This window comes from Coleofasciculus sp. B1-GNL1-01 (assembly GCF_040220235.1).
In the GTDB taxonomy this organism is placed as follows: domain Bacteria; phylum Cyanobacteriota; class Cyanobacteriia; order Cyanobacteriales; family Coleofasciculaceae; genus Coleofasciculus.
On record NZ_JAVJTO010000164.1, the window covers coordinates 56,854 to 81,530 of the forward strand.

General features: G+C 46.8%; 13 protein-coding genes. 5 read left to right on the plus strand and 8 right to left on the minus strand.

The features are described from left to right. Nucleotides 1–26: 26 nt before the first annotated feature. The 3 genes from RID53_RS35215 to RID53_RS35225 form a co-directional block, all read right to left on the minus strand. Nucleotides 27–1,961, minus strand: a complete 1,935-nt coding sequence (locus RID53_RS35215) for a CHASE2 domain-containing protein (RefSeq protein ID WP_446392512.1) — start codon at nucleotides 1,959–1,961, stop codon at nucleotides 27–29. Between the two features lie 297 nt (nucleotides 1,962–2,258). Continuing rightward, nucleotides 2,259–4,340: a filamentous hemagglutinin N-terminal domain-containing protein gene (locus tag RID53_RS35220; RefSeq protein WP_446392513.1), complete on the minus strand. Its 2,082-nt coding sequence runs from the start codon at nucleotides 4,338–4,340 to the stop codon at nucleotides 2,259–2,261. Between the two features lie 160 nt (nucleotides 4,341–4,500). Beyond that, nucleotides 4,501–4,692 carry a hypothetical protein gene (locus tag RID53_RS35225; RefSeq protein WP_446392514.1) on the minus strand — a complete coding sequence of 64 codons (192 nt, stop codon included), beginning with the start codon at nucleotides 4,690–4,692 and terminating at the stop codon, nucleotides 4,501–4,503. A gap of 824 nt (nucleotides 4,693–5,516) precedes the next feature. Here RID53_RS35225 and RID53_RS35230 point away from each other — a divergent pair. Then, on the plus strand, nucleotides 5,517–5,804 hold the full coding sequence (locus RID53_RS35230) for a hypothetical protein (RefSeq protein WP_446392515.1): 288 nt from the start codon (nucleotides 5,517–5,519) through the stop codon (nucleotides 5,802–5,804). 82 nt (nucleotides 5,805–5,886) lie between these two features. Here RID53_RS35230 and RID53_RS35235 read toward each other — a convergent pair whose 3' ends face one another. The 3 genes from RID53_RS35235 to RID53_RS35245 form a co-directional block, all read right to left on the minus strand. Continuing rightward, nucleotides 5,887–6,882 (minus strand): glycerophosphodiester phosphodiesterase, encoded by a 996-nt coding sequence (locus RID53_RS35235; RefSeq protein WP_446392516.1) that lies wholly within the window; start codon nucleotides 6,880–6,882, stop codon nucleotides 5,887–5,889. Between the two features lie 151 nt (nucleotides 6,883–7,033). Then, a complete protein-coding gene (locus RID53_RS35240) occupies nucleotides 7,034–7,693 on the minus strand; it encodes an SDR family oxidoreductase (RefSeq protein WP_446392517.1) in 660 nt (219 codons plus the stop codon). A 206-nt stretch (nucleotides 7,694–7,899) separates the two neighbouring features. Continuing rightward, nucleotides 7,900–13,671, minus strand: coding sequence for a translocation/assembly module TamB domain-containing protein (locus RID53_RS35245; protein WP_446392518.1), 5,772 nt, complete (start codon nucleotides 13,669–13,671; stop codon nucleotides 7,900–7,902). A 455-nt stretch (nucleotides 13,672–14,126) separates the two neighbouring features. On the opposite strand from RID53_RS35245, the gene RID53_RS35250 reads away from it, so the two are divergent. After that, nucleotides 14,127–14,357 (plus strand): hypothetical protein, encoded by a 231-nt coding sequence (locus RID53_RS35250; RefSeq protein WP_446392519.1) that lies wholly within the window; start codon nucleotides 14,127–14,129, stop codon nucleotides 14,355–14,357. Between the two features lie 296 nt (nucleotides 14,358–14,653). On the opposite strand, the gene RID53_RS35255 is transcribed toward RID53_RS35250, so the two are convergent. Then, entirely contained in the window at nucleotides 14,654–15,904 is a 1,251-nt protein-coding gene (locus RID53_RS35255; protein ID WP_446392520.1) for a Caspase domain-containing protein, read from the minus strand. 50 nt (nucleotides 15,905–15,954) lie between these two features. Further along, nucleotides 15,955–16,530, minus strand: a complete 576-nt coding sequence (locus tag RID53_RS35260) for a Uma2 family endonuclease (RefSeq protein WP_446392521.1) — start codon at nucleotides 16,528–16,530, stop codon at nucleotides 15,955–15,957. A 517-nt stretch (nucleotides 16,531–17,047) separates the two neighbouring features. On the opposite strand from RID53_RS35260, the gene RID53_RS35265 reads away from it, so the two are divergent. The 3 genes from RID53_RS35265 (at nucleotide 17,048) to RID53_RS35275 (ending at nucleotide 24,640) form a co-directional block, all read left to right on the plus strand. Next, nucleotides 17,048–22,366, plus strand: a complete 5,319-nt coding sequence (locus RID53_RS35265) for a WD40 domain-containing protein (protein ID WP_446392522.1) — start codon at nucleotides 17,048–17,050, stop codon at nucleotides 22,364–22,366. 574 nt (nucleotides 22,367–22,940) lie between these two features. Further along, a complete protein-coding gene (locus RID53_RS35270; protein ID WP_446392523.1) occupies nucleotides 22,941–23,462 on the plus strand; it encodes a hypothetical protein in 522 nt (173 codons plus the stop codon). 92 nt (nucleotides 23,463–23,554) lie between these two features. Beyond that, nucleotides 23,555–24,640 carry a DUF3616 domain-containing protein gene (locus tag RID53_RS35275; RefSeq protein ID WP_446392524.1) on the plus strand — a complete coding sequence of 362 codons (1,086 nt, stop codon included), beginning with the start codon at nucleotides 23,555–23,557 and terminating at the stop codon, nucleotides 24,638–24,640. The last annotated feature ends 37 nt before the right edge of the window (nucleotides 24,641–24,677 follow it).

A 24,677-nucleotide genomic window follows, 5' to 3' on the forward strand; every position in this document is an offset into this window, starting at 1 on the left:
ATCATTATACATGGCATTTTGAACAACTACAGCAAAATTTGATAAACGGCAGTTAATTGTTCGCGCCCTTTGAGTCTCACCTGACCGATTTGTTTCGTGGGGAATTGATTGTGTAGATGCTGGTATGTTTCTTCATTGATTAAAATCCGGCAAATTCCTCCATCGAGAGTTTTATCGTAACTTTCTAATCGAGCCGCTACATTTACGCTATCTCCTAGGGTGGTGTAGTCAAGCCGTTGAGCATTCCCCAAGCTACCTGTGACGACATCCCCTGTGGCAATTCCCACGCGCATTGCTGTTTGCGGATAGCCTTGACGTTGCCATTCTTGATTGAGGGTTTGCAGTTTTTGTGCCATGGCTAACGCACAGTTTACCGCTGCGATCGCATCCTGGTCAATTTCGGCGGATGTCGTGCGTTTAATCGGTACACCAAACACCGCCATAACTGCATCTCCGATAAACTTATCCACAACACCGCCATGATCTAGCACCGTTCCCGCCATGGCATCCATATATTGATTCAGCCAAGCCATCAGCACTTCCGAACCCATATTTTCTGCTACTGTACTAAACCCTTTCAGGTCTGAGAACAGAACCGTGGCAGTCATCTTCTGACCACGTAGACGTCCTTCTTTGAGAAGTTGTTCGCGATCGCGCCAAATTGCTTCGGCGATTTGCTTGGTGACATGGCGACCGAATAAATTCATAACGGTGTGTCGCTCTTCACGCTCGAAGTTACCGATGTACCCTGTCGTTGCTGTAGCGGCACCCAATAACGCCAAAGCTGGGGGAATCACAGGAATCCACCAACTGCTGATGATAAAGGCTAAGTAGCTGCTCCCGACCAGACCGACAAGTGCGAACAAAAGGCTAATTACTGTCCAACGAGGGAGTAATTTAGCTAAACCTCCTGCATCTCGCAACACCCAACACAGGGTTGCACCCGTCAAAGACCAGAGAAAAATCCAGATCCCTTCGATTGGTTCCGACCAAGTTTTCAGTCCAGAACGCCCTTCTAGAGCTGAACTCAGCAATTGACTAATCATGTTAGCCTGAACTTCTATCCCAGGTGTGCGCTCTTGGGTGGCAATTTTATCACCACTATAGGGGGTGTAGAAGAAATCATTCAAGCTAGTTGCCGTTGCCCCAATTAAAACGAGGCGATCACGCATTAAGTCTGGTGGTATCCGGTCTTCAAGTACCTCTGTCAATGACACCCTGGGAAAGGTACGAGCCGGACCCTTATAGTTTAACAAAATCTGGTATCCCCCGTCATCAGCACTCACATAACCACCATCATTTGCGGAAAAAGGTTGAAACGTCCCCTTTCCTAAATGAAAAATCAGGGGATTCGTTTGGGAAGGTTGAGATATGATGTCTTGCTCTGCTAAATACATCAATGCCAGTCTCATACCAAAAGAGACGGTGACTTGATCGTCGTTTTCAACCATATAAAGCAATGATCGACGCAGCTTACCATCCGCATCAATCACCACGTTATTAAACCCAACTTGTTCGCGTTGATCTAGGACGGGTGGGGGAGCTACGCTAGCGCTGGGATCTTGCTCGTTAATTTTTTCTATCCCGATTAAATTGGGAGTTGTTTCAAAAACATTGACTAATTCGTCATGACCGGGCAAAACCGATAAATCTCGATACAGGTCAAGACCAATCACTCTCGGGTTTTGCGCTTTAATTTTTTTGAGAAGTTCAGCCAGGACATTATCCGGAATGGGCCACTGTCCGACTTTTTTTAGATCCGCCTCACTAATTCCCACAACCAGAATTCGTTCATCCACAGGTTCTTGAGGACGCCAACGAAAATATTGGTCAAGAGCAGCCCATTCCCAAGTCTGTAAAAAGCCGAGAAGTCGCAATAGAATAATGAGTCCAGCCACACCAGGAGCAACCGTCCAGACACCTCGCCCCGCCCAAATTTTTTGTTTAAGGTCTTTCCACATCTTATTTTTTAGCGCTCCTTGGTGGTTAGAAACCCAGCTCTCTCTCCTTACCTTATTCAAGGGCGAAGTAATTGGAACCGAAAAATTAGGTTTGAAGGAATAAATTATTACAAAAACTTTAAATTTAATGGCACTGAAATAAGCATTTTTTTATCGCCCGAACCCTTGAACTACTGTAGGGTAGGCAATGCCCACCAGCATACCAGTCAGTGCCATTCAACTTTGAATTAGCGATCTGCGAAATATTACATAGGGATAATCATCCCTCAAGTGGGTTGGGTAAAACGATCGCGCAGCCTATTTCTCTTGCGATGCAGCCTGATAGCAGATTAAATCATCAGCATTCGCGATCGCGACCAGTTCTGGAGCCGTACCCACGATTACACGTCCATCAGACGTTACCATCATACCCTGAGCTTCTTGAATTGGGTCGCCGGGTTTCCAGAAACTGGGAGTTGAGGATTGAGAATTGACTGTTGGCGCAGTAGCTTGTTGTCCAGCATCGCCACTAATTCCCTGAACCTGAGTAACGGAATAGTTACCCTGTAACGGATTATAGGGGTTATTCGGTAAACCCCCTGTACCTGTAACAATAAAGCTACCTTGCTCCTTATTGCGGTGGGTGAGGCAACTATCAGCAATCACTTGCTCTGGTGGCAAAAAATTGGTTGATAGTGGCGAGAGGGAATCTTGATTCAAATTCAGCGAGGCTATAAATAAATTACCAGCATCACCGCTACCCAATGCCTCGACTGAAATATCCACTCGGTCATTGCCCCGAAATGGCTCAAACGAACCTGGGTTGCGACCTACAGCTGTCCCTTGACCACTGGAGAAAAAGTCTGCCAGAAATACGGGAGAGATAATGCTGATATTACCACCCCTGCCATCAACCGCATTTGCCAGAATATCACTATTTTCTAGGGCGATAAAAACATCGGAGTTAATTGTAATATTGCCACCACCACCGATACTGTCGAAAACACTGGTACTAATCAAGCTACCATCGCGTAGACGAATATCTTCAGCCGTGATATCGATGTTACCTCCTCCTGCTTGATTTGAAGTAGCCGTAATTTCAGCTCCATCTCGAACTGTCAAATTTTCAGTTTGAATGGTTAGCTTGCCAGCATCACCCATCCCTTCACTGGAAACAGCTAACCCACTCGGTCCCACAATTGGTGAGCTGCCACTTATCTCTACAGACTCAGAGGCGGTTACGGTTAAGTTGCCTCCCTCACCTCGAGCCGAGCCAAATGGCGTAACTATAGAACCCGTAGATATTCCAGCCCCATCTTGCACAATTAATCGCCTCGTGGTAATTCTCACGTCTCCTGCATTCCCATCACCAAATGTGACCGCATTCAAGTTACTTGAAAAGCCATTGGCTGAAACACCAATTAGTTCTACAGACTCCGAAGCTGTTACATTCACAGTTCCAGCTGATACTGATCCTAAGGTGATAGAGGAAATTTGAGCACCATCGGTGAGTCTTACCTGCCTGCCTTGTATTTGAATATCACCACTCCCAATATCAACACCTGTTCCGATGGGAGGTGGAAAAGGACCTAGATCAGTCACATCAATCGTAGCTTCTTGAGACAGGTGAATATCTTGGAAATTCTGAACATTTTCATAATTGAGAGCAAAACCACGATTTGTGGATTGCAGATTGACCAAACTATTACCAGAAACACCTCCTACCTCAACCCGTCCTCCTGGCGCAGTCAGATCACCTCCCTCTAGCAGTACTTCACCCCCTACTAGAGCTAAACTTTTACCCGTCCGCACCTGAAGACCCACTGAATCTGAAATTGCACCCATTGTTCCGTCCGGACTAGCTTGAGAACGGTTAACTATCCGTCCTGCTGCGGTTCCAAATTGTAGTCCTACAGGAATACTCACAGTCAGCACAGGTGAGGCTATGCGGTCAGTGCTAAACTCTGTACCATCTTCAAATTTCAAACTATTTGCTGTACTTGCTACAAAGGAGCCACCAATGCTGAGGGAGGCATTGGAACCAAAGATAATGCCGTTGGGATTGAGGAGAAAGAGATTAGCATTACCGTTCGCTTTGAGCATGCCATCAATGTTTGAGATGGAATCGCCAGTCACCCGACTAATGACGTTTTGGACATCCAGGCTATTTTTGAAGAAGGCTGATCCATTGGTAGGTATGGAAAACTCGCGAAAGCTATGGAAGAGGTTCTCTCCGGCTTGATTTTCCCCAGTGATTGTAAAGTTAAGGTTATCGGCAGTCTTAACGTCGGTAGATAAACTTCCATCAGAGGCAATTTGCCCTTGAACTGACTTAACTGGAATTAAAATGAAGAAGACAATAGGTGGAACCAGCCAGAGTAAGTAATAACGTCGTTTCATAGGAGTAAGTGCTTTCTCGTAGACCTATTCTGAGTCTAACAACTCACACTTATAAAGGTTGAAAGCACAGATAGACTTTGAACAGACGCCTTTAATTATTTGGATGGCTCATAAGGATTATGTTCAGGGCAGGGATTATTCGCATTTAATGCACATTGGTTCACCAACACCTCCCCCAAAATCGAATACAAAAATCTGAGGTAGTCGTATCCTCTATCTGCTGTTGAGGACTCACAGGCTGGTCTTGCCTAATTCTATTCTCCATGTTAGCATTCGCAGAAACAGGAGCTGCGCCAACTTGAGTAGAAAATGTTAAGCTGAGAGCGATCGCGGTAGATGCAACGAGTTTCATTTTTCTTTTCTCCGAGTAGATGTACGAACCTGTGAGCTTGGTGTGATTAACCTAGCCCTAAAATTTTGAGAGATAAATTGCTCTTGTCAGAGACTTTTTATTCAGTTGTTGGAGTTACCCTGTCAGTGGCGCACCCGATTAGTAGAAGTTTGAGAGAAATCTTTTTCTGCCACTGCTCTATAATTAAACTATAGCAAGAGAAAAGACAGAATCTGTGATCTTTATCAAAGCTTCATTGAGAGTTCATACAGCCTTAATAAGTGCCTCTTATGGCTTAATTTTTCTTTACAGAAGTTCTGGAGTAAGGAGTACACCGAGGTTACGGCGTTAGAGGCAATTAAACGTAATACCCAAAGCTGTAGACTATAGGCTATGACTGTAGTTGAACCGAAATACATTGGAAATACATCCTGGGTTTAGTGGTGTTTGAGTTACGGTTATCCGTTGAATCAGATTAAATTATTCGTCGAGCCGGATGGGACTTCTCTTTTCCGTCCAAGTGAGATATATCGATTCTTCGCTAGAGGGTTGCAACAGTGAAATCCTTATGGTGCATGGGTTGCTTTTTATTATTTTGTCAGAGTTTTTTAACAAAGTAAGGCTATGTTAAGAGTTGTAATGTAAGATTTGCTTATATTAAGGATTATGACGCAATACTTCGTAACATTAAACTTACTATAGAATTACTGACATGGTTTCGCTTCACATCTCCCACCCTACTGAGTTACAAGTAAGTAATTTTACTCAGCCTCCTGAAGATAGAACTCTTTCCCTGGCAGGTTGTTCCAGACATACCCCTCACATCTACATAGCGGGAAATTCCCATGAATCTTGCCCTTAAGTTTATTTTGGGCGGAAAGATACTCAACTCCATTGCCTTGATTGAGCAACATGCTTACCTTGAACTCACATCCACCCGCATTAAAGATCTCAATCGTGAAAATTCGGTGAAAGAGAAGTCAACTCAGTCTCATCTGATAAACTGTGCAGCCATCTCAAGAGACTATTTTCCTAATGAGCCTCGAACCATAAATCGCTACAATCAAACTCTAGTAAGCATTTCAGTTACATCAGGTCACGCTGGTCTATTTACAAATCAAAAGGCTGAATAACTGCTAAAAGCCCTATATAATCAGTATTTCTCCACCCTATTGCTTATGACACACCGAGCGAAGCCGAGGTGTTGCCTATTGCCTATTGCCCAGCGCGAAGCGCCGTATCTGGGAAATCGCTGAAAAGTCCATCAATTCCCAGCCGATAGAATTGCTGATACTCCAACTCAGGATTACCTTGATAGTCGGGGGCGAGAAAAACCTCTTCATTGCGGAATGTCCAGCCATGAACCTGCAAACCCTGAGCATGAGCGTCATCGAGTAAGGAGGTAGGGGGTAATAAGTAACCATCTGCCCCCGTGGGTACAATTAAACGTTTGTTAACCCCGATCGCATCTGCATAATCCGCAATTTCCCGTAACCCCTGAGGCGTTACCAGATCTCCATACGTCCGATTGCTATTGTCATGGTGTTGAGGATGAGCAATAAAATCGTAGGGTTGACCGATGTCGTTCACTAATTGTACCAAGGATACATCGGTGATTTGCTTCAGCGCTTTCAAGTTCGCCGTTTCAAAGGATTGGATGAACACAGGAGAATTGCGATCGCCCAATCCGTACTGGTTGAGGATAGTTACCAACGGTTCTTCTAACGAGAGTCCGATCGCGTTAAAGTAGGTGGGATGCTTGGTTTCTGGATAAATGCCAATCATGCATCCAGTAGCAGCACTTTGGCGTTGAACTAGCTCAATAATATCTACCAGAGTAGGGATATCAAACAACCCATCGAATTCTGTCGAACGCAGGTGAGGTAATCGTTCTTTGACTCGTAGGGTTTTTAGTTCAGCCAGAGTAAAGTCCTCAGTAAACCAACCCGTGACAGTTTGCCCATCAATTATTTTAGTGGTTTGGCGATCTCGAAATTCTGGACGAGTCACCACATCGGTAGTACCCGAAATTTCATTTTCGTGACGCGCCACCAATACCCCATCCTGTGTCATCACCAAATCGGGTTCAATGTAATCCGCCCCCATCCGTATCGCTAACTCATAAGCCGCGAGGGTATGTTCGGGACGATAGCCACTTGCGCCTCGGTGAGCAATCACCAAAGGACGGGAATTTTGGTCACGCGATCGCATCCTTATATATATAGCACTACGAGGATAGGTTAGGAGATCAGTTGCTCCCAAGGGAGAACGCTCCCCCAGCTCCCAGACGTGCCATGGCACGTCTGGAACATTGGCTTCCCCCGCTCCCCCTCACCACAGCACTTATTCAGCAGCCCCTAATTTACCAGGGTAATACTTCCCCCTTCGCGTGCCAAAACGTACCAGAATTTTCCAAGTTGAGCTGATCAATGCGGGCTAAAAGTCCCTGAACAGCTTCCTGGGTAGGAATACCATTATGACCTGTCATGTCTGTACTCACCATACCCGGATGGAGAATAGCCACGGCAATTTGACGAGGTTTTAAATCAATTGACAGAGACTTACCCGCCATGGAAACGGCGACTTTAGACATACGGTAGCCGTAAGAATTACCAGAGGTGTTGTCTTCAATCGAACCCATGCGGCTAGTCATAATCGCAACCTTAGCACCCGTACCCAAATTGGGGAGTAAAGCTTGGGTGACACGCAACGCGCCCAATGCATTTACCTCAAACTGCTGCCGGATGGCATCAAAGTCAAGCTGGGGGAGGGTATTTTTCCGCAAAATTCCGGCATTGTTAATCAATACATCCAGAGGAGTATTCTTTAAACGTGATGCTAAGTCAGCAACAGAGTCATCTGAGGTGATATCAATCCCCGTCTCCACCCGGATACCCAAGCTGTCGAGGGCTTCAGACGTTTTTCGGCAAACGGCGATCGCCGTTTCTCCTCGTTCGATTAGCTGTCGGCAATACTCTAAGCCGATACCTCGGTTTGCACCTGTTACTAAATAAGTTGCCATATTTATCTGTAATCTCCTGTATAAGTGGGTGGACACAATTAAAGTTAACGGTTGAGATTAGGGAACAGGGAACACCTCGACTTCGCTCGGTGTCCCGGCTCAAAGAGTTCCCAAACCCTTCTCGCATCGCGTCTCTACATTGCTCCCCCAGCTTTTAGCGCTTAAGTTGACACCAATGCGGTAAAACCCGCCCCTACACCCCCGCGCTAAAATCGCCGCCGATATTCAATAATCGCCCGACTATCCCCGGAAAAATCAGTCCCCCCCCGCAATAACACATTATCATTCAGCCGATAACGCAGATTGTATTGGAACGGTTCCCCAGTCGTTAACTCCTTCAACACCGACACCGAGAAATTTTGCGTGATATCAACCCCCGCCTCAGCCGCAAATCCCAAACTCGAAGCCCGTTCTTCATCATCGGGAATAATCGTCGGAAATAGACGAAACTCACTCAACGGTAACGCATCCGCAATAAAATTACCCACAGGTCCCAAAACCGCTGAACCCGCCAAATTCGCTAACCCCAACGTACTATCCCCTCGCCCTAAGGTATCCACAAACCCCCCACCCAACAGCGCCACAATTTCCGCTTCGCTGCGTGCAGGTGTACTTGTCAATTCCAACCGATCCTCCAGTTGAGACGCCGGTCCTTCCACCTGGGCAACAACCCGAACCGTTTGCACTGCGCCCAACTCAAAATCAGGCGCATCAGCAATTTCAGCGGACTCAGTGTCTGTAGGTAGTCGCCGTTGGGTGGCTTCGGCAACTGATGTGACTAAACGCACATCTAAATAGGGATCAAGTCCTTGACCGGAAATAAATTCCGCTGTATTTTCATACCCCCGTGCCAACCGGAATTGAGTGGTAAATAAATTCACCTGACCCCGTGTCAATTGAATCACCCCATCGGGTCTCAAATCTTCTAAGGTTCCATTCACGGTTAGAGTCCCTTCGGCAAGGAAATTCAAAATCGGTGCCTTTCTAATTTGAATATCTTCGACCAGGGTAATTTCTAAGTCATTAAACTCGAAGACAATACCCTCCTCCGTGTCACCCCCAGTTCCTACAGCAGTTCCCGCACCGCCATCTTGCTCAGGTAGTGGTACAGTACCATCAACTAAGTTAATTTCACCACCAATCGTGGGATTTAATGCTGTCCCCGTCAACACCACTTGACTTTCTTGGATCTTACCTCTGTATAGGGCTTTCAGGTTAATTGCTAGTTCCCCAATAGTTACGGTGAGTGGATTTTGCTGAGGAATGGGCTGGGAGATGGGTAGGGTGCCGGCGGCGGTAATTTGACCGCCACCATAGTTCGCCGTCAAGCTATTCACATCAACCCGGTCAAAGTTGAACTCAATTTCTCCCGTCACATCCTCAAGCGGTTCGGGTAGGGCTTGCGAGGCAATCGTCGCCCCTTCTACGATCGCGGTTCCCTGTGCCCTGAGTCCTCTCGGACGACCTTCTTCTTGATCAAAGCTGCCTTGAATATCCAAATTAACGCTTCCAGTTCCCCCATTCCAGACAACTTGCTGGCGGGTAAGGATATTTAATAAAGCCAACCCCTCGTCTTCCACATTCACACTTAAACGGAGTTCCTCACTCTCAGGGGCAGTGGCGTCTGGGACGGGTAACTGGTAAGGGATTCTCCCCTGAACTACTAATTGAGGTTCACCCTCCTCTGTGAGTATACTTTGGGCTAAGAACCGCAATTGGGCATCACTGTAACTGAAACTCCCCTGCAAGGTTTCAATCGCTTCTTGATTCAGCGTCGCATCGGTTACCATGACTGATCCTCTGGCTTGGGGATTCTCTAGACTTCCCGAAAGCGTCGCCGTGGCGTCCAGATTGCCACTAAAAAAGCCGATCGCAGGCGGTAAATCCACCACGTCTCGGATCGGGGCAATGGGAACGTTTTCTAGGCGTAACTGACCCGATTGCGTCTCGCCACCGATAGTCCCGGAAAATGTAGCAAAACTCTCTCCCGATCGCAAGGTAACTGGAAGCAGCGTCAGTACCCCCTCTTGGAAGCTGCCTTGAAGCGTTGCCTGGTTAACCTGATAATCACCCCATTCCCAGTCTTGTCCCTCGATGTCAAATTTGGCATTAATTCCCGATGCCAACGACCCACTAATCCGTACCGTACCGCTAAACGTGCCATCTAACTCGTCTAAATCCGGCAGAATCTCTGCTTCTTCCTCCGCCTGTTGCCGTTGTTGCAGTAGGGTTTCAATTTCCGATAGACGGCGCAGTTGGGTGTGTAATTTGGCTTGGGGCATTCCCACTTGGGCGATATCCAAGGGTGCGGTGGGGGTGGTGGGTGGTGTTGTGGTCAAGTCGATTAACTGTAAACCCGCGACTAGGGTTTCCAGTTGTCCCTGTTCGATATTCAGCGTCCCTTGAAACTGGGGACCCGTGGGTGTTTGTTGAATTCGACCTGATAGGCTATACAGATTTTCCCCTGGTGTCGCTTCCCCTGGCAAACGACTGCCAAAAATTGGACCGGTTAATTCCACTTGGTCTAACGCCACGTCAAAGGTATTCAAATTAATTGCGACTTCCCCAGAAATATCACCCACCAAGGGTTGAGTCTGTAGGGCGACAGGCACCGGGGCAATATCTTTAATCAAGGCGATGGGAATATTTTCTGTATTCACCCGTAGCACATTACCCTGGCGCGTCCCGGTGGCGATCGCCTCGTCGCGACGAATGTTAAAGGAAACAGGAAGATAATCCGATCCCAGGTCTACTTCAATCTGATCGGTCTCACCTTGTAGATCGAGTTCCACACCTTCTCCGGGTATCACCCTCACTGGACCAGCGAGTTCCTCTTCAAAGGTCAACCCACTGACGGCAAAGTCCTCCAGTTCAACATTCCCCTGAACACGAGGATTCGTCACTGTCCCGGCAATCGTACCCGTAAAATCCGCCAATCCCGCCACATCCACATCCGCTGCGGCTGGGGGTAAATACGCCGAGAGTTCGGTTAACTCTAAGTTATTTGCTGCCACATCTAAATTAAAATTCCCCACCGCCCCAATTCCTTGATCTAACTGGGCGGGATTCACCCCAATAAACCCACTAGCAGAGAGTCCCTCGGCGGTTAACTGTTGCAGGTCTATCCCTTGACCTGTCCAGCGAAATGTGGTATTGACAGGACGGTCAATCAGGGCAAATCCTTGACTAAATCGCAGTTGACCCGCCGCCGTTAGCGATCGCGCGATCGCTTCCGGGGTTAATGTCTCTAAACTGGTGGAGACATCCACATTGCCGCTTAAGGTTCCTGTCAACTGTTCCCCAAACCGTGCCAATTCAATTCCGTCCGGGTTTAGCTGGGCTTGTAGCCTCCCATTATTTAACCGTAATGCCGTTGCCCTCACAGTACCCCCCGCCACGGCTAATCTGCCCTGACCTTGGGCTTGAATCTGATCCAGTGCCACCTTCTCAAGCGATCCTGACAGGTCAAAATTTCCCGCCAACACCCCAGCAAACTGCGGCGGTAATTCCGGCGCTAACCTCGCCAACTCCAGCCCCGCTGCTTGTACATCTGCCTGCCAGCGTCCGGCAGCGAGATTAATATCCCTTGCCCGGATCACACCTCCTGCCAAATTAACTAGGGCATTTCCATCCCCCCGAATCGTTTCCAGCGCTACCTGATCCAGACTCCCGGACAGATTCATGATTCCGGTTAAATTCCCCGACAATTGCGACGGTAGCTGAGGCACAACCCCCGCCAATCCCACCCGATTCGCCGCCACTGTCGCTTGCCAACGACCCGCATTGACATCCAAATTCGACACCTGAACGGTTCCCCCACCCACATTCAGTTGTCCTTCACCAGCTACATTAATCGCTGATGGTGAAAACTCATCCAAGGAACCCGACGCCACAAACGTACCACTAAACGGCGACTCCAGTTGAGGCGGTAATTGAGGCGCAAATTCTGCCAACTGAATCCGATTCGCGTCTATTCGGGCTTGCCAACGACCGTTTTCTAGAGTTACTTCCTCCAGATTAATCCGTCCCCCAGCCGCCGTCAGCGCCACTTGACCAATCCCACTAATCCCAGAAACAGACGGATCTGCCAGAGAACCAGACAGGGCAAACGTGGCGTTGATCGGTTCTTGTAGGGCGTCCGGAATTTGCGGGGCTAACTCTCCTAATTGCACCCCATTGGCATCAACATTCGCCCGCCAGCGCCCTTGAGAGAGTTGGATATTCTCGACGCCAATCGTTCCCCCCGCCAGATTTAGGCGTCCCCTACCCTGGGCGCGAACCTGGGATAAGGCAAACTGATCCAAAGGGGTTGATAGGGTAAACTGACCCGCTACCGTCCCCTGAAATTGTGACGGCACATCCGCCAGTTGAGACAGTTCCACCCCCTGGGCTTGGATTAAGGCGGTGAGACGATTATCCAGAACTTGCAGATTTGTCGCGGTGACTGTACCCCCAGCCGCTTGCACCGTCGCCTTTCCCGTAGCGCGGATGTTTTGGGGATTATCCAAGGGACCGAAAATTTTGGCGGTTCCGGAGAGATTACCGACAGGAATGGGTAGGGTGGTGTTGTAGGTTTTTGCTAGTGCTGTGGTTGGCAGGTTATTGGCTTGCAAGTTAAATTGTAATCCTCCCTTTTCCCCCAGTTCAATCACACCCCCTCCAGTAATTTTGCCACCGATGGCGGGTTGGGCTTGCAGGTTGCGAACGGCGAGGCGGGTGGGATCTTGCGGTTGGGCGGGTGTAGTGAGGGTAAAATCGGTACTGATCGTGCTGAAGGTGACGCGATCAATCTGAGTCGGTTTCGTGGTAACGGCTTCTCCCTTAACCACAGGTTGGGTCAACGAACCTGTGACTAGCAGGGCGGCTTTGACTTCTCCGGACAGGGGAACGGGCGTGTCTTCGAGATTAAAGGTTTGCAAAACAGGCTTAATCTGTATCGCTTGGGTTTGGGCAGTGAGATTAAATCCCGTCTCTAGATCCACGCTACCATTGGCGGTGGCGGGAATTTGTCCAAATTGGGTGGTTACATCTTCTAAGCGAATGGTTGTCTCTTTGAAGCGTAATCGCCCATTGGTATTGGCAAAGGCTTGGGGAAGTTGGGGCACTTGGGCGGTTACGTTGTTGAGGGTGGCGTTTCCCAGAAACTGGAGGGGTTGATCGGGTTTAATTGTGATTTCTAAGTCCCCACCAACATTACCCGCATTCACGTCTAGGGGTAAGGGAATCAGGCGATCCAGGGTACTAGCATTGACATTTTGCCCATCAACTTGTAGATGGGTAGCGCTAGTGGGGAAGAGGTGTTCGCCCTGTAGGTTAAAGGTTCCGCCACTAGCCATTTCACCTTGGACATCGAAGCGAACAATCTCATTATCCTGTAAGAATTGACTACTCCCCTGGGGAATTGCGATCGCGACGGGGGATTGCTGTTTGCCTTCCGTGGATCGAGGCACAAGCTGAACCTCAGCATTCCGTACCCCTAACTGTTGCAATTCTGTTTTAATTGGACCCGGTTCTCCTTGCTCTTTAAGTTCCAAGGGCATCCATGATCCATCGACGGCTTGTTCGATATAGACATCCGGTTCAATTAGGGTAACGTTTAATTCTAACCGACGGTCGAATATAAGGGGAAGTAAATCATACTGAACTTCCACCGCTTCAATCGAGGCGCGATCGGGTTCGGTATCCGTAGGGGGTAAGGCGGCGCTATCAAACCGCAAACTATTGAGGGAAAAGCGTTCAACGTCGCCAATTTCCACGGGGCGTTGCAGGAGTTGGGTGAGGTTTCTCGCCACTAGGGGGGCCAACATCTGTTGGATAAAATACCACGCAAAACCCATCCCCCCAGCGATTCCCACCAGCAGGATGATACTGATCCCAATTAACCAACGCCGACGTCGCGATCGCCGAGGCGGTGGAGATTCCGGTTGTTCATTGGAATTGGATTCCGGTTCGTTACTGGGAGGGGGTACATTGGTCATAGTCCTTAATTCACGCCGGGAAAGAGAAGGCGGTTAGGTTGCTGGGTGAGTGCGATCGCTCGTGCTAATTTCAGTCAGGGAAGGCTTAGTCTTTTACTATAGACGGATACTAGAATAAGCCAATTCCCCCCATAGGGGTAGATGACTAAGTGGGTTTGGTCAAGGGAAGCTGGGGAACACCTCGACTTACCTCGACTCCGCTCGGTAACACGCTCGGTGTGCCAGATGGGGGAGATGTTAGCTGTTGGCGTTATTTCTGCCTTACGTCAGTTCTGCTGTCTTGTCATCAAAACCTGAGAATGTCAGGATTTGTAAATTTATTCCTCCAGAAATAGACGAGCATTACCGCAAAAAAGTATCATTAGATACAGAAATAGAATCTACCTGAGAGTTTTGACTCAGATCAGTGCAGTGGATCGGTGGGTAGGTTGCGATAATCACATTAATATAATCTTATGGATGTCGAGACAACGATCGATTGGGATGAAGCCTTTGAATATCTACCCGGTTCTCTGGTGGAATTGAAAGCACAACCAGGAACCACACATCGTATTGACTTTTATGAACCCATGATGGTTCCCCCGATTTGGTTAGTGGATGATCCACGTCCCCGCTATCCCCACGAGTTAAGGATCGTATCACGCCTGAATGAGCGGGTTTGTTCATTAGAAACTCAAGCCGTTTAAGCGCAGAAGCCTCTAAGGTAGAACTTAAGTAGAATGGCAGTGAAATAAGCCTTGTTAGATCGCCAAAACCTTTGATATACCGTAGGGTGGGTTTCGACTTCGCTCAACCCACCAGCCTTAATTCCGTTACATTCAACTTAAGTAGGTCGGCACAATAAAAGTTAACGGTGGAGATTGCCATTCGTCATACTCGCTCCCGACAAGGAGCAAGCTACGTCGTCCTTCATTTGTAAGGGTTTAATCGCACAATTTTCTGGTGTACTTTTCACCCCTTAGTACGAATGACGAATGACGAACTACTGCGCCTCCCAAGAACCGCCTTCACATTCTAGCAACCGCTCAAGAATCGCGATAGTTTCCTGATTCTGAAAACGGCGGATTTTCTCTTCCATAGCAATATAAATCAGCTCCCTGGATAATCGAGTCAAATATGTATTCTGTAACGTATCAAATTCTTCAGTTTCTCTTAATTGTCCCACGTTCTCGATAAAGGATTTCTCTAGATTAAATTCAAATGTTTTTACCCAAGACTCGACAACATAACGCCGTTCAGGACGAGCCATCTTGAGCAATTGCACCAGAGGTCGTCCAAAAACCTCTTTGATCTCCGGTTGAGAGGCAAAGGTTTCCAACCAAACCTCTGATGTGGATACGGGTCTATCTAAGCTTTTATCATCGACTTTAGCAAAGGCATGAGCTTCAGCATAGGAAACCTTCCCATCTTGATTATAATCAGCCGAAGGAACAGCTTTTCCGGTGCGATCAACTCCACTTAATCCGGCGAAAAAACTAGAACTATAATCTCGATAATCTGCTTCATTTACTTCGGGTGTACACCCCACAGAGGGGAGTTCTCTAACCGTGGCAAAGAAACCGCAACGACTCTGAAGCGCTATAGGATTATTCGGATCACCTGCTTCATAAATAAAATTGGCAAACGAACCGGAATAACACTGAGCCATCATCGCCACAAAAGACGTTTGCGGCGGCAATGTATCCAGCATACTCGCCAATTCTTGTACACTTAAGCTTTGCCGATGCCAAAGACTCAATCTATTATTATCGGGATCTTCGGGATTGAAACCCCCATGTCCCGTAAAATAGAAAAATATAGATGGATTGGTTTCCTGAGTAGCAGATTGTTCCATCCAGTTTTGCAAATTGGTGAAAGATGCTGCGCCGTCTAGGTGAGGAATTTTTGGGGCTTTGTACTGCTCTAAGCCTTGCTCATCTAGATAGCGAATTGTGGTTTGATTATTGTTGCCATTAGCAAAGAAAATAGAGGCAGATGCGGGATTATGTCCCAGTTGTCGTAGCGTGCGTTGAAAATAGAGGATATTTTTTTCTAAGGCAATCTCATTGTTACAAGGCGCACTCCCTCCCCCAAACACCAAAAAATCGGGCGCATCAGCAGGAGCTTGCGCCAAGGCGTGCTTCTGGGGTTGGATAGAGGCAGGACTCAACGCTTGAGTTGGTAGAAATTCTACCAAGAGCAAGCTACAGGTGAAACTAAATACAAGTCGGCGTACCCTGGAAAAGTAGTGCATGATTAGAGCCAAAATTAATTACTTTATTATAATGGAAAACAAAATAACTCTCACCAAAGAGAGCTTAAATCCAGGATGAATCCGGGTAAAATATCGTCTCCTGAAAGAGTAGGTGGAGCCTCTAAAATCTCAACAGCTTGATGAGTACGATAAATTTCCACTCGTCTCATTCCTGGCGCAATTAACCAGCCCAAACGGACGCCATTTTCCCTATATTCCTTCATTTTATCCTGCGTCGATTTTAAAGTATCTGAAGGAGACATCAGTTCCACAACAAAATCGGGGCAAATTGGCGGAAACTTGGTTCGTTCTTCTGGAGACAAAGCATTCCAGCGTTCCTGTCTCACCCAAGCTAAATCCGGAGAACGATTAGCGCCATTAGGAAGTTTAAAGCAGGTAGAGGAGTCAAACCCAACCCCTAATCGAGTTTGGCGATTCCATATCCCGAAATCAATGACAAGTTCAAAGTTTTGATTCCCGGTTTCTCCGCCAGTGGGAGGCATAATAATTAATTCTCCGTGAGCATTGCGTTCAAATTTCAGATCAGGATTAGCCCGACATAATTGATAAAATTGGTCATCAGTTAACTGAATAACTGGGTTAAAATCTATAGTATAAGCCGTCATTTTAGTTTTATCTGTTAACTCTACTTAATTGGATTCATCCCCCATCCTCGGTCATTCTCTGACACCGCCTACATTTAGATTGGGGCGAGTCGAGTTAGGTTAATTCTCATACCTCCACATTTATAGCAGCGACTCGCCCCTACAATTGTGATCATGTCAATTTCTCTGATCATCCGTTTGGTCAAATTAATAATCGGTAGGGGCGACCCGCTTGCATTACTTAACAATACCCGTCTATTCAATTTACTCGGGTCGCCCTTACTCAGGTTGCCCATCGCATATTTGTCTGTATTTTAAATGGGTTGGGTTGTAGCCGCCAACGGAACCTCGATCGCCCCTTAACCCTCAATACATTTAACGCCAAGATATCCCCTATTCGGATAACCAATCGGAGCGAACGTTGTTGTTTCCGGTCGAGATGTATCACACTAAAAGAAGAAAGTCAAGTTCACTGCTGTTTTACCCTGTCGTCCAGTTGCCATCAATCCCACGGGCGAACCAGGAACAACGTTTCCCAATGATTGAAACCAAACAACCCGAAGACGTTACCAGCTATAACCAGAGTTCATTGAACGCCCTCGATCGCGCGATCGCCTTTTCCCAGGGTGAGTTCTCGCTTGTCTTAGTACGCTGTAATTACAAGCGTTTGCAAAAGCGTATTTTACAACAATTGCGAGAACGCGCTCAAGGTCGATATCAAATTCAGGAATTAGTTCTCCCCGAATCCGTCACCACCCTATATACCACAATTCAAAATTATGTGAACAAGAATCAGCAGGGCGCGTCTGGAAATCAGGGTGTAGGGGCAGGTTTTACGGATAACCGAACGAAACCCACTCTACTGGGGGAGGCGAAAAACCAAAAAGATAGAGAAGATTGTAGACAGGTTTCGCCGGAAAGTCTCTCGGTGGAACCTCTCCAAGACGGGGGTGGGTTTAGTCACATTGGGGTAACAACCAACAATAATCCTGAATCCCGCCCCTACCTTGCTCAACTTAATCCCTCTCTCAATATAGGGAGTAGAGGAGCAGGGGAAGCAGAGGAAGCCAGGGAAGCAGAGGAAGCCGGGGAAGCCGGGGAAGCCGGGGAAGCCGGGAGAGAGGAAAATCAATTTAGAGCTGATTCAAGCAGTATTGATCCCCCTTCCGCCTTAATCATCCTGGGATTAGAATCCGTCGAAGCGTTGGATGATTTACTCACCTCCACCAACCAAGTACGGGATGAATTTCGCAAACGCTTACCCTTCCCCCTAGTCTTATGGGTGAATGACGAAGTATTGCATAAACTCGTTCGCTCTGCCCCTGATTTTAGCAGTTGGGCGGCGACTCCAATTAAGTTTGAAATTGCTACCGATGAACTCCTCGATTTACTGCAACAAAAAGCAGACTCCCTATTTAAAACGGTATTAACAGGAACTCCGGGACGATATGCGCCGTGGCGTATCTGTACCCACCATACTAATCTCAATTTAGCCACAGGATGTCGCTCCCGCGCCGAACTTGACTGCGCCCTCCATGACTTAGAACAGCGCCAAGAAACGATTACCCCGGAACTAGAAGCCAGTCTGCAATTTGTTTTAGGGCAATATGATTATGCCAATGATTATATTGATGCCGCCGTTATCCGTTATCAAAAAAGCCTTTGGTACTGGCGCGTTACCAATAACTTAGAACGTCAAGGTGTTCTCTTATTTCATTTAGGCTTATGTTATTGCCGGAATGCAGACTTGCATCGGGCGCAACGCCACCGCAACTGGGAAGAAGCTTGGCCCTATCTCCAGCAAGCGGTTGAGGCGTTTGAACGGGCGGAACGTCCGGATTTGGTGGCGCAGTTTATTACCCAACAGGCGGAAGTGTTGCAACATTTGGAAGGCTGGGACTCCCTGCAACACGTCGCCCAACAATGTTTACAGGTGCATCAACACTATGGTTCCCCCGTGCAATTGGCGCAAGATTACGGCTTTTTAGCCGAAGTCGCCCTCGTGAAACGGCGCTGGAATGATGCCAATCACTGGGCGCGACAAGCCCTCTCCCGGTTAGAATCGGTCTCGGATCAACTTCAAGACTACCCAGGCTTACATCCCTATCTATTGACTCAACTCTATCAACTCATCGTTGTCAAATCCTATCATCAGTTGCGTCAATCGCCAGAAGCCACCCAGCATCTGAATCAGGCGAGTCAAGACTTAGCCGATGCCATTGCCAAAAGCGATTATCGCTACGAACCCCAACGTTACTTATATCTGCTGGAGAGCTTACGGCGGCTGTACTTCGAGCAACACCGTTACTTAGAAGCCTTTCAGATTAAGCAGGAACAAGGGGCAGTTGAACAACTTTATGGATTTCGTGCCTTCATTGGTGCGGCTCGTCTCCAGCCTCGACGAGCCGTATCTAATCCTACCTTAACCCCGGTTGAACAGCAAGAAATTGTGGCACAAGAAATTGCCGCATCCGGGCGTCAACAGGATGTGCAGCGTTTAATTGAACGGTTAAGTCGAGCGGATTGTCAATTGACGGTGATTCATGGACCTTCTGGCGTCGGCAAGAGTTCCATCGTTTCCGCTGGCTTAGTCCCTGCCCTGAAGCATAGAGCATTAGGCGATCGCTTAGTGTTACCTGTGGTACTGCAAGTATATACCGATTGGATTAAGGAACTGGATAAAGGCGTCAGAACCGCCCTGTCTGGGTTAACCCCGTCTAAATCTGAGGCTTATACCCCCTCAGAAAGCCTAGGCGAGGAAAGTTCTGACCAAGCCATTCTCAACCAACTGCTGGCACTGTTACGAGATAACGCCGATCGCAATATCTTAACCGTGTTAATCTTTGACCAGTTTGAGGAGTTTTTCCTGGGACATGCTTCTGCCCAGCAAACGCGCTTATTTCATCAGTTTTTCCAGACGTGTTTAGATCTCTCCTTTGTCAAAGTTATTATTTCCATTCGCGAAGACTTTTTACACTATTTATTAGACTTCGAGAAACTGAATCTAGAGGCAATTGACAATAATATATTAGATCGCAAAAATCGTTATCCGTTAGGTAACTTTTCCCGTCCCGATGCCCGGGCGGTGATCCAAAGCCTCACCGAACGCGCCCATTTTTACCTAGAACCCGCCTTAATTGATGCCTTAGTTCAAGATTTAGGTCGAGAACTGGGAGAAGTTCGTCCGATTGAATTGCAAGTGGTGGGGGCGCAGTTACAAGCTGAAAATATCACCACGCTGGCACAATATCGACAACGGGGTCCGGTGGAAAAGCTGGCGGAACGCTTCCTGGAAAAAGCCCTAAAAGATTGTGGCGCAGAAAACGAACAGGCGGCTTGGCTGGTGTTGCAACTTCTCACCGATGAAAATAATAATCGTCCCTTAAAAACCCGTGCCGAATTAGTGATTGAATCGGATATTGATGCCCAGCCACTGGATTTAATTTTAGAAATATTAGAGAAATCCGGCTTAGTCTTCCTGTTACCCGAAATCCCCACCCATCGCTATCAACTGGTTCACGATTACCTGGTAGAATTTATCCGCCAGAATGAACAAAATAGTCTGCGAAAAGAACTCGAAGCACTGCGGCAAAAAGATAAAGAGAGTCAAACTAAAATCCAACAACTGATTCGGGAAAAAAGCCTGCGGTCTAAATTATCAGCGGCGACGAAAAAACATGCAGCGGCGGTGGAAAAACAACACCAGGCTGAGGAAAAATTGAATCAAATCCTACGACGCCGTTTGCAAGAAGCCCGGATTGCGGGTGTGACATTAGCTACCCTGGCGGTGATTGCTGTTGGACTGGTATTTCGGGCAGTATTTAGTGAAACCAACGCCCGATTAATTGCCCTGAATGCTTCAGCCGAAGCCTTGGTTGCGTCCAACCGTAAATTTGATGCCTTACTGAAAAGTTTATCCGCCGCTAAAGAATTAAAACAGGCCCTAGGAGTGACGCAAGAAACCCGGATGCGGGTGATTTCTACATTGCAACAAGTGGTATACGGCGTGAAAGAACGTAACCGTTTAACTAGACATAATGATTGGGTGAGTAGCGTTAGCTTTAGTCCCGATGGGAAATTAATTGCATCGGCGTCTAGGGATAAAACAATTCAACTGTGGAGTCAGCAAGGGGAATGGTTGAACGAAGTAGGGAGACATAATCAGGGGGTGTATGCAGTTCGCTTCAGTCCTCAGGGCGAGATATTAGCCTCTGCGAGTGAGGATAATACGATTAAACTTTGGAGTCGCGAGGGTCGATTATTAAGAACCTTAATTGGACATGGCGATCGCGTCCACAGTATCAGCTTTAGTCCCGATGGTCAACGGCTTGTCTCGGCGAGTGAAGATAATACGATTAAACTCTGGCGTATTGACGACGGGACATTGTTGAAAACCCTATCAGGTCATAATCATTGGGTGTTAGATGTGAGTTTCTCTCCAGATGGTCAGTTGATTGCATCCGCCAGTCGCGATAAAACGATTAAACTGTGGCAATCGGATGGTACATTACTCAAAACCTTAACCGCCCACAATCAACCTGTACTCGACATCAGTTTTAGTCCCGATGGACAATCTCTCGTCTCGGCTAGTGCAGATAAAACTGTCAAACTGTGGCGAACTGATGGCAGATTACTCAACACCCTATCCGGACATCAAGATGCTGTAATTGCCGTTACTTATAGTCCAGATGGTCAGATGATAGCCTCTGGAAGTGACGACAACACGATTAAACTCTGGCGTCCTGATGGCACATTAATTGACACATTACAGGGACATGGTAAGGCGATTTTGGGATTAGGATTTAGTCCCAATGGCAAAATCTTGGCATCTGCCAGTGCTGATAATACCATCAAACTCTGGCAAGTTGAGGGGGGAATGTTGCAACCGATTCCTGGACATAGCCAACCCATCAGCAGTGTCAGTTTTTCCGCCAATGGTCAGAGAATTGCTACCGCTAGCTGGGATAATACGGTGAAACTTTGGACTCGTCAGGGGCAATTGTTAAAAACAATTGCAGCACATCAAAACTCAGTTAATAGTGTTAGTTTTTCAGACAACGGTGAGACCCTAGCCACAGGCAGTGATGATAAGACAATTAAACTCTGGAATCAAGATGGAACCTGGCAGAAAACCCTGTCCGGACATAAGGATGGGGTGACCAGTGTTAATTTTAGTCCCGATGGTCAGCAACTGGTATCCAGTAGCGCGGATCAAACAGTAAAACTATGGCAAATTGATGGCAAATTGGAGAAAACCTTAATCGGTCATCAGGGAACGGTGTGGGGTGTAAGTTTTAGTCCTGATGGGTCTTTAATTGCTTCAGCCTCTGACGATAAAACGGTGAAACTTTGGAGTCGTAATGGCAGGTTTATCAAAACATTGAGGGGGCATACAGATTCCGTTAATTGGGTAACCTTTAGTCCCGATGGCGAGTTTATTGCCTCAGCTAGCAATGATGGAACGGTGAATATATGGAGTCGAGAAGGAAAATTAGTGCGTCCATTAAAGGGACATAATGGATCAGTTAATTGGGTAACCTTTAGTCCTGATGGCAACTTTATTGCCTCAGGAAGTGATGACAAAACCGTGAATCTTTGGAGTCGGCAAACAGGTCATTTAATTAATTCCTTTGTCGGTCATCAGGAGGCTGTGTTTGGCGTCAGTTTCAGTCCTGATGGTGATAGTTTGGCATCAGCGTCTCAAGACACGACGGTTATTTTGTGGAATTTGGATTTAGCGGATTTAGTCGAACGCAGTTGTTATTGGTTGGAGGATTATTTACAACATAATCCCGAATCACCAACGATTAATGATGCCAATCCCCAGGATTTTCGGGCATTGTGTGAGGGAAGATAGGGAATTTCATTTTCGATGATAGCTATCTAGGGAACAATTAAAATCCATGTTTAGTTGGATAATATTATAGGTTGTTTTCAAAAATGGGGGCATTTTTACTCCTATTAATTCCCTTTTAACTCACCTCTTACACCAGATCAATGGTGCGTTACGCTTCGCTAACGCACCCTACGATTTTGCTAGCTGATCCCCGAACTATTCAAGACGTCGGGGAACTAATTCCTGATTATCCCCCGATTGGATGAGACAACTAGGTGAAGTCAATGCCCTAGAAATTGTCATACCTTAAAAATTGAGATGGATTGTGTCACAGATTTAGACTCAACTTGAGTATCTGTATGATTATTATCCCTTTTTATCCATATCAAAGCTTTTTAGGGATTGTCATTTATGTCAAACAAGGACGTTAAATCATGATCTTAAATTCTACTAAACTCAAAACTCTAGATCACCAAACAACGGATAGTCTTTGGCGTGCGCTCAAATTGTTCTGGATGTTTAGTTGCTTTTACGGTAAATACCAATCGCTTCACCCCTATAAGCGGTATGCGTTTATCCTTCAAAGGAGAGGATCATGATTATATTAGATGAAACTATCACGGTTCATGTCCAACCCGAAGATTTAATGGATTTCTTTGCCCATATTGACAAAAATTATCAGGCAATATCTAAGGATCACATTCAGGTCACTTGCCTGCAGGGTCATCCGCTGCAAGAAGGATCGATTTTTAAGAATGAAGAATATTTTCAGGGAAAGCCTGTTCAAGCCAAGTATATCGTCAAACAGGTCATTCCCAATAAACGGATTGAGTATAAAGCGCTATTTCCGCAGTCCCTAATTGGTGGCAGGTTAGTCAATCAAATCGAGGCGACTAACGATGGCTTTGTCTGGACAGAAATTATCTATTTAGGGTTCAATACTCCACTTTTGGGTAAACTCATCGATGGGCTAATCCGGTTTTTATTCGTTTTACTTAATGGTAGTGTCTCTGACTTGAAAGCCCATCAAACTGAGGGGATGAAGACAGTTAAGCATATTTTAGAGGAAAAGGTGCAACGTCGAGAACAAAGCCCTGTAGCCGCAAACGTCCGATAAAAGTTTAGGATTGGACTCCGATGTAGTAAAATGTAGCCTGTAGAGATGTTGCTGGCAAGGTTTCTACCGTCCCCAATCCCCAACTCTTAATTATGTCCAATCCCTTTTTACTCAGCCGCGTCCTTTTACAGTTTAATTCGTCAGACGAAGACCTAATTAACGAACTATCAGCCGCCACGTTTACACCGGATGGTAGTTTGTGGCTGGGTTCTGATGAAGGGATAAATGTGGAACGCCTCTCGCTGATCGAACCTTGTGTTTTTGGCAATCACCACTCCTATTGTCTAGCCGATTTCATCGAACTGTTTAATCAAGATGATGAAATTGATATTGAAGGAATTGATCATGCCAATAATTATCTGTGGATAACCGGGTCTCACAGCACCAAACGCGGCAAACCCAAGGGGAAAAACGTAGAAAAAGACATCCAACGCCTTGCCACGATTAAAACTGATGTGAATCGATATTTACTTGCTCGTATTCCAATCGTGAATGGCGAATTATTAAAGGTATCTTCTCTCCCAGATAATCCGGAAGAAAAATTGACCGCCGCTTGCTTACAAAAGACAGACGCGAGTAATAGTCTCATAGATGCCTTAATCGAGGATATTCACTTAGGTCCTTTTGTCACCCATCCCTTACCCAGTAAGGATAATGGCTTAGATATCGAAGGATTAGCGGTGCGAGGCGATCGCGTGTTTTTGGGTTGTCGGGGTCCGGTTCTCCGGGGTTGGGCAGTTATCCTAGAAATTAAAGTGGCTGAATCTGCACCCGGTATCTTAACCCTACAGGACATTGGGGACAACGGGAAACGCTATCTCAAGCACTTTATCGATCTCAATGGTTTAGGCGTGCGGGAACTCTGTTGGCAAGGAGACGATTTGCTGATTCTGGCTGGACCAACCATGGACTTAGAAGGCGCGATCCGGGTATTCCGTCTCCAGTCTATTTTAGACCGTTCCGCCGATAGTATTACCGCCCAAGCCTCAGGAGAATTAGAGAAGCTATTTGACTTACCCTTTATCCCAGGATGCGATCGCGCCGAAGGTTTAGCCTTGTTTCCCTGCTTAGGAGAATCGGATGCGCTATTAATGGTTTACGATTCCCCTAATCCTATTCGCCAAATTGAACCAAGTGCGATTTACGGAGACGTTTTTAGTGGAAAAATTTTCAGTTAATCGGGCTAAATAGGTTAAGATACTCGCTAATTCAAGA

Bases quoted from the DNA above. Each gene is read 5' to 3' on its own strand.
- RID53_RS35275 (WP_446392524.1), top strand. From the start codon at position 23,555: ATGTCCAATCCCTTTTTACTCAGCCGCGTCCTTTTACAGTTTAATTCG.
- RID53_RS35220 (WP_446392513.1), bottom strand. From the start codon at position 4,340: ATGAAACGACGTTATTACTTACTCTGGCTGGTTCCACCTATTGTCTTC.
- RID53_RS35250 (WP_446392519.1), top strand. From the start codon at position 14,127: ATGGATGTCGAGACAACGATCGATTGGGATGAAGCCTTTGAATATCTA.
- RID53_RS35240 (WP_446392517.1), bottom strand. From the start codon at position 7,693: ATGGCAACTTATTTAGTAACAGGTGCAAACCGAGGTATCGGCTTAGAG.
- RID53_RS35265 (WP_446392522.1), top strand. From the start codon at position 17,048: ATGATTGAAACCAAACAACCCGAAGACGTTACCAGCTATAACCAGAGT.
- RID53_RS35245 (WP_446392518.1), bottom strand. From the start codon at position 13,671: ATGACCAATGTACCCCCTCCCAGTAACGAACCGGAATCCAATTCCAAT.
- RID53_RS35225 (WP_446392514.1), bottom strand. From the start codon at position 4,692: ATGAAACTCGTTGCATCTACCGCGATCGCTCTCAGCTTAACATTTTCT.
- RID53_RS35230 (WP_446392515.1), top strand. From the start codon at position 5,517: ATGAATCTTGCCCTTAAGTTTATTTTGGGCGGAAAGATACTCAACTCC.
- RID53_RS35235 (WP_446392516.1), bottom strand. From the start codon at position 6,882: ATGCGATCGCGTGACCAAAATTCCCGTCCTTTGGTGATTGCTCACCGA.
- RID53_RS35255 (WP_446392520.1), bottom strand. From the start codon at position 15,904: ATGCACTACTTTTCCAGGGTACGCCGACTTGTATTTAGTTTCACCTGT.
- RID53_RS35270 (WP_446392523.1), top strand. From the start codon at position 22,941: ATGATTATATTAGATGAAACTATCACGGTTCATGTCCAACCCGAAGAT.
- RID53_RS35260 (WP_446392521.1), bottom strand. From the start codon at position 16,530: ATGACGGCTTATACTATAGATTTTAACCCAGTTATTCAGTTAACTGAT.
- RID53_RS35215 (WP_446392512.1), bottom strand. From the start codon at position 1,961: ATGTGGAAAGACCTTAAACAAAAAATTTGGGCGGGGCGAGGTGTCTGG.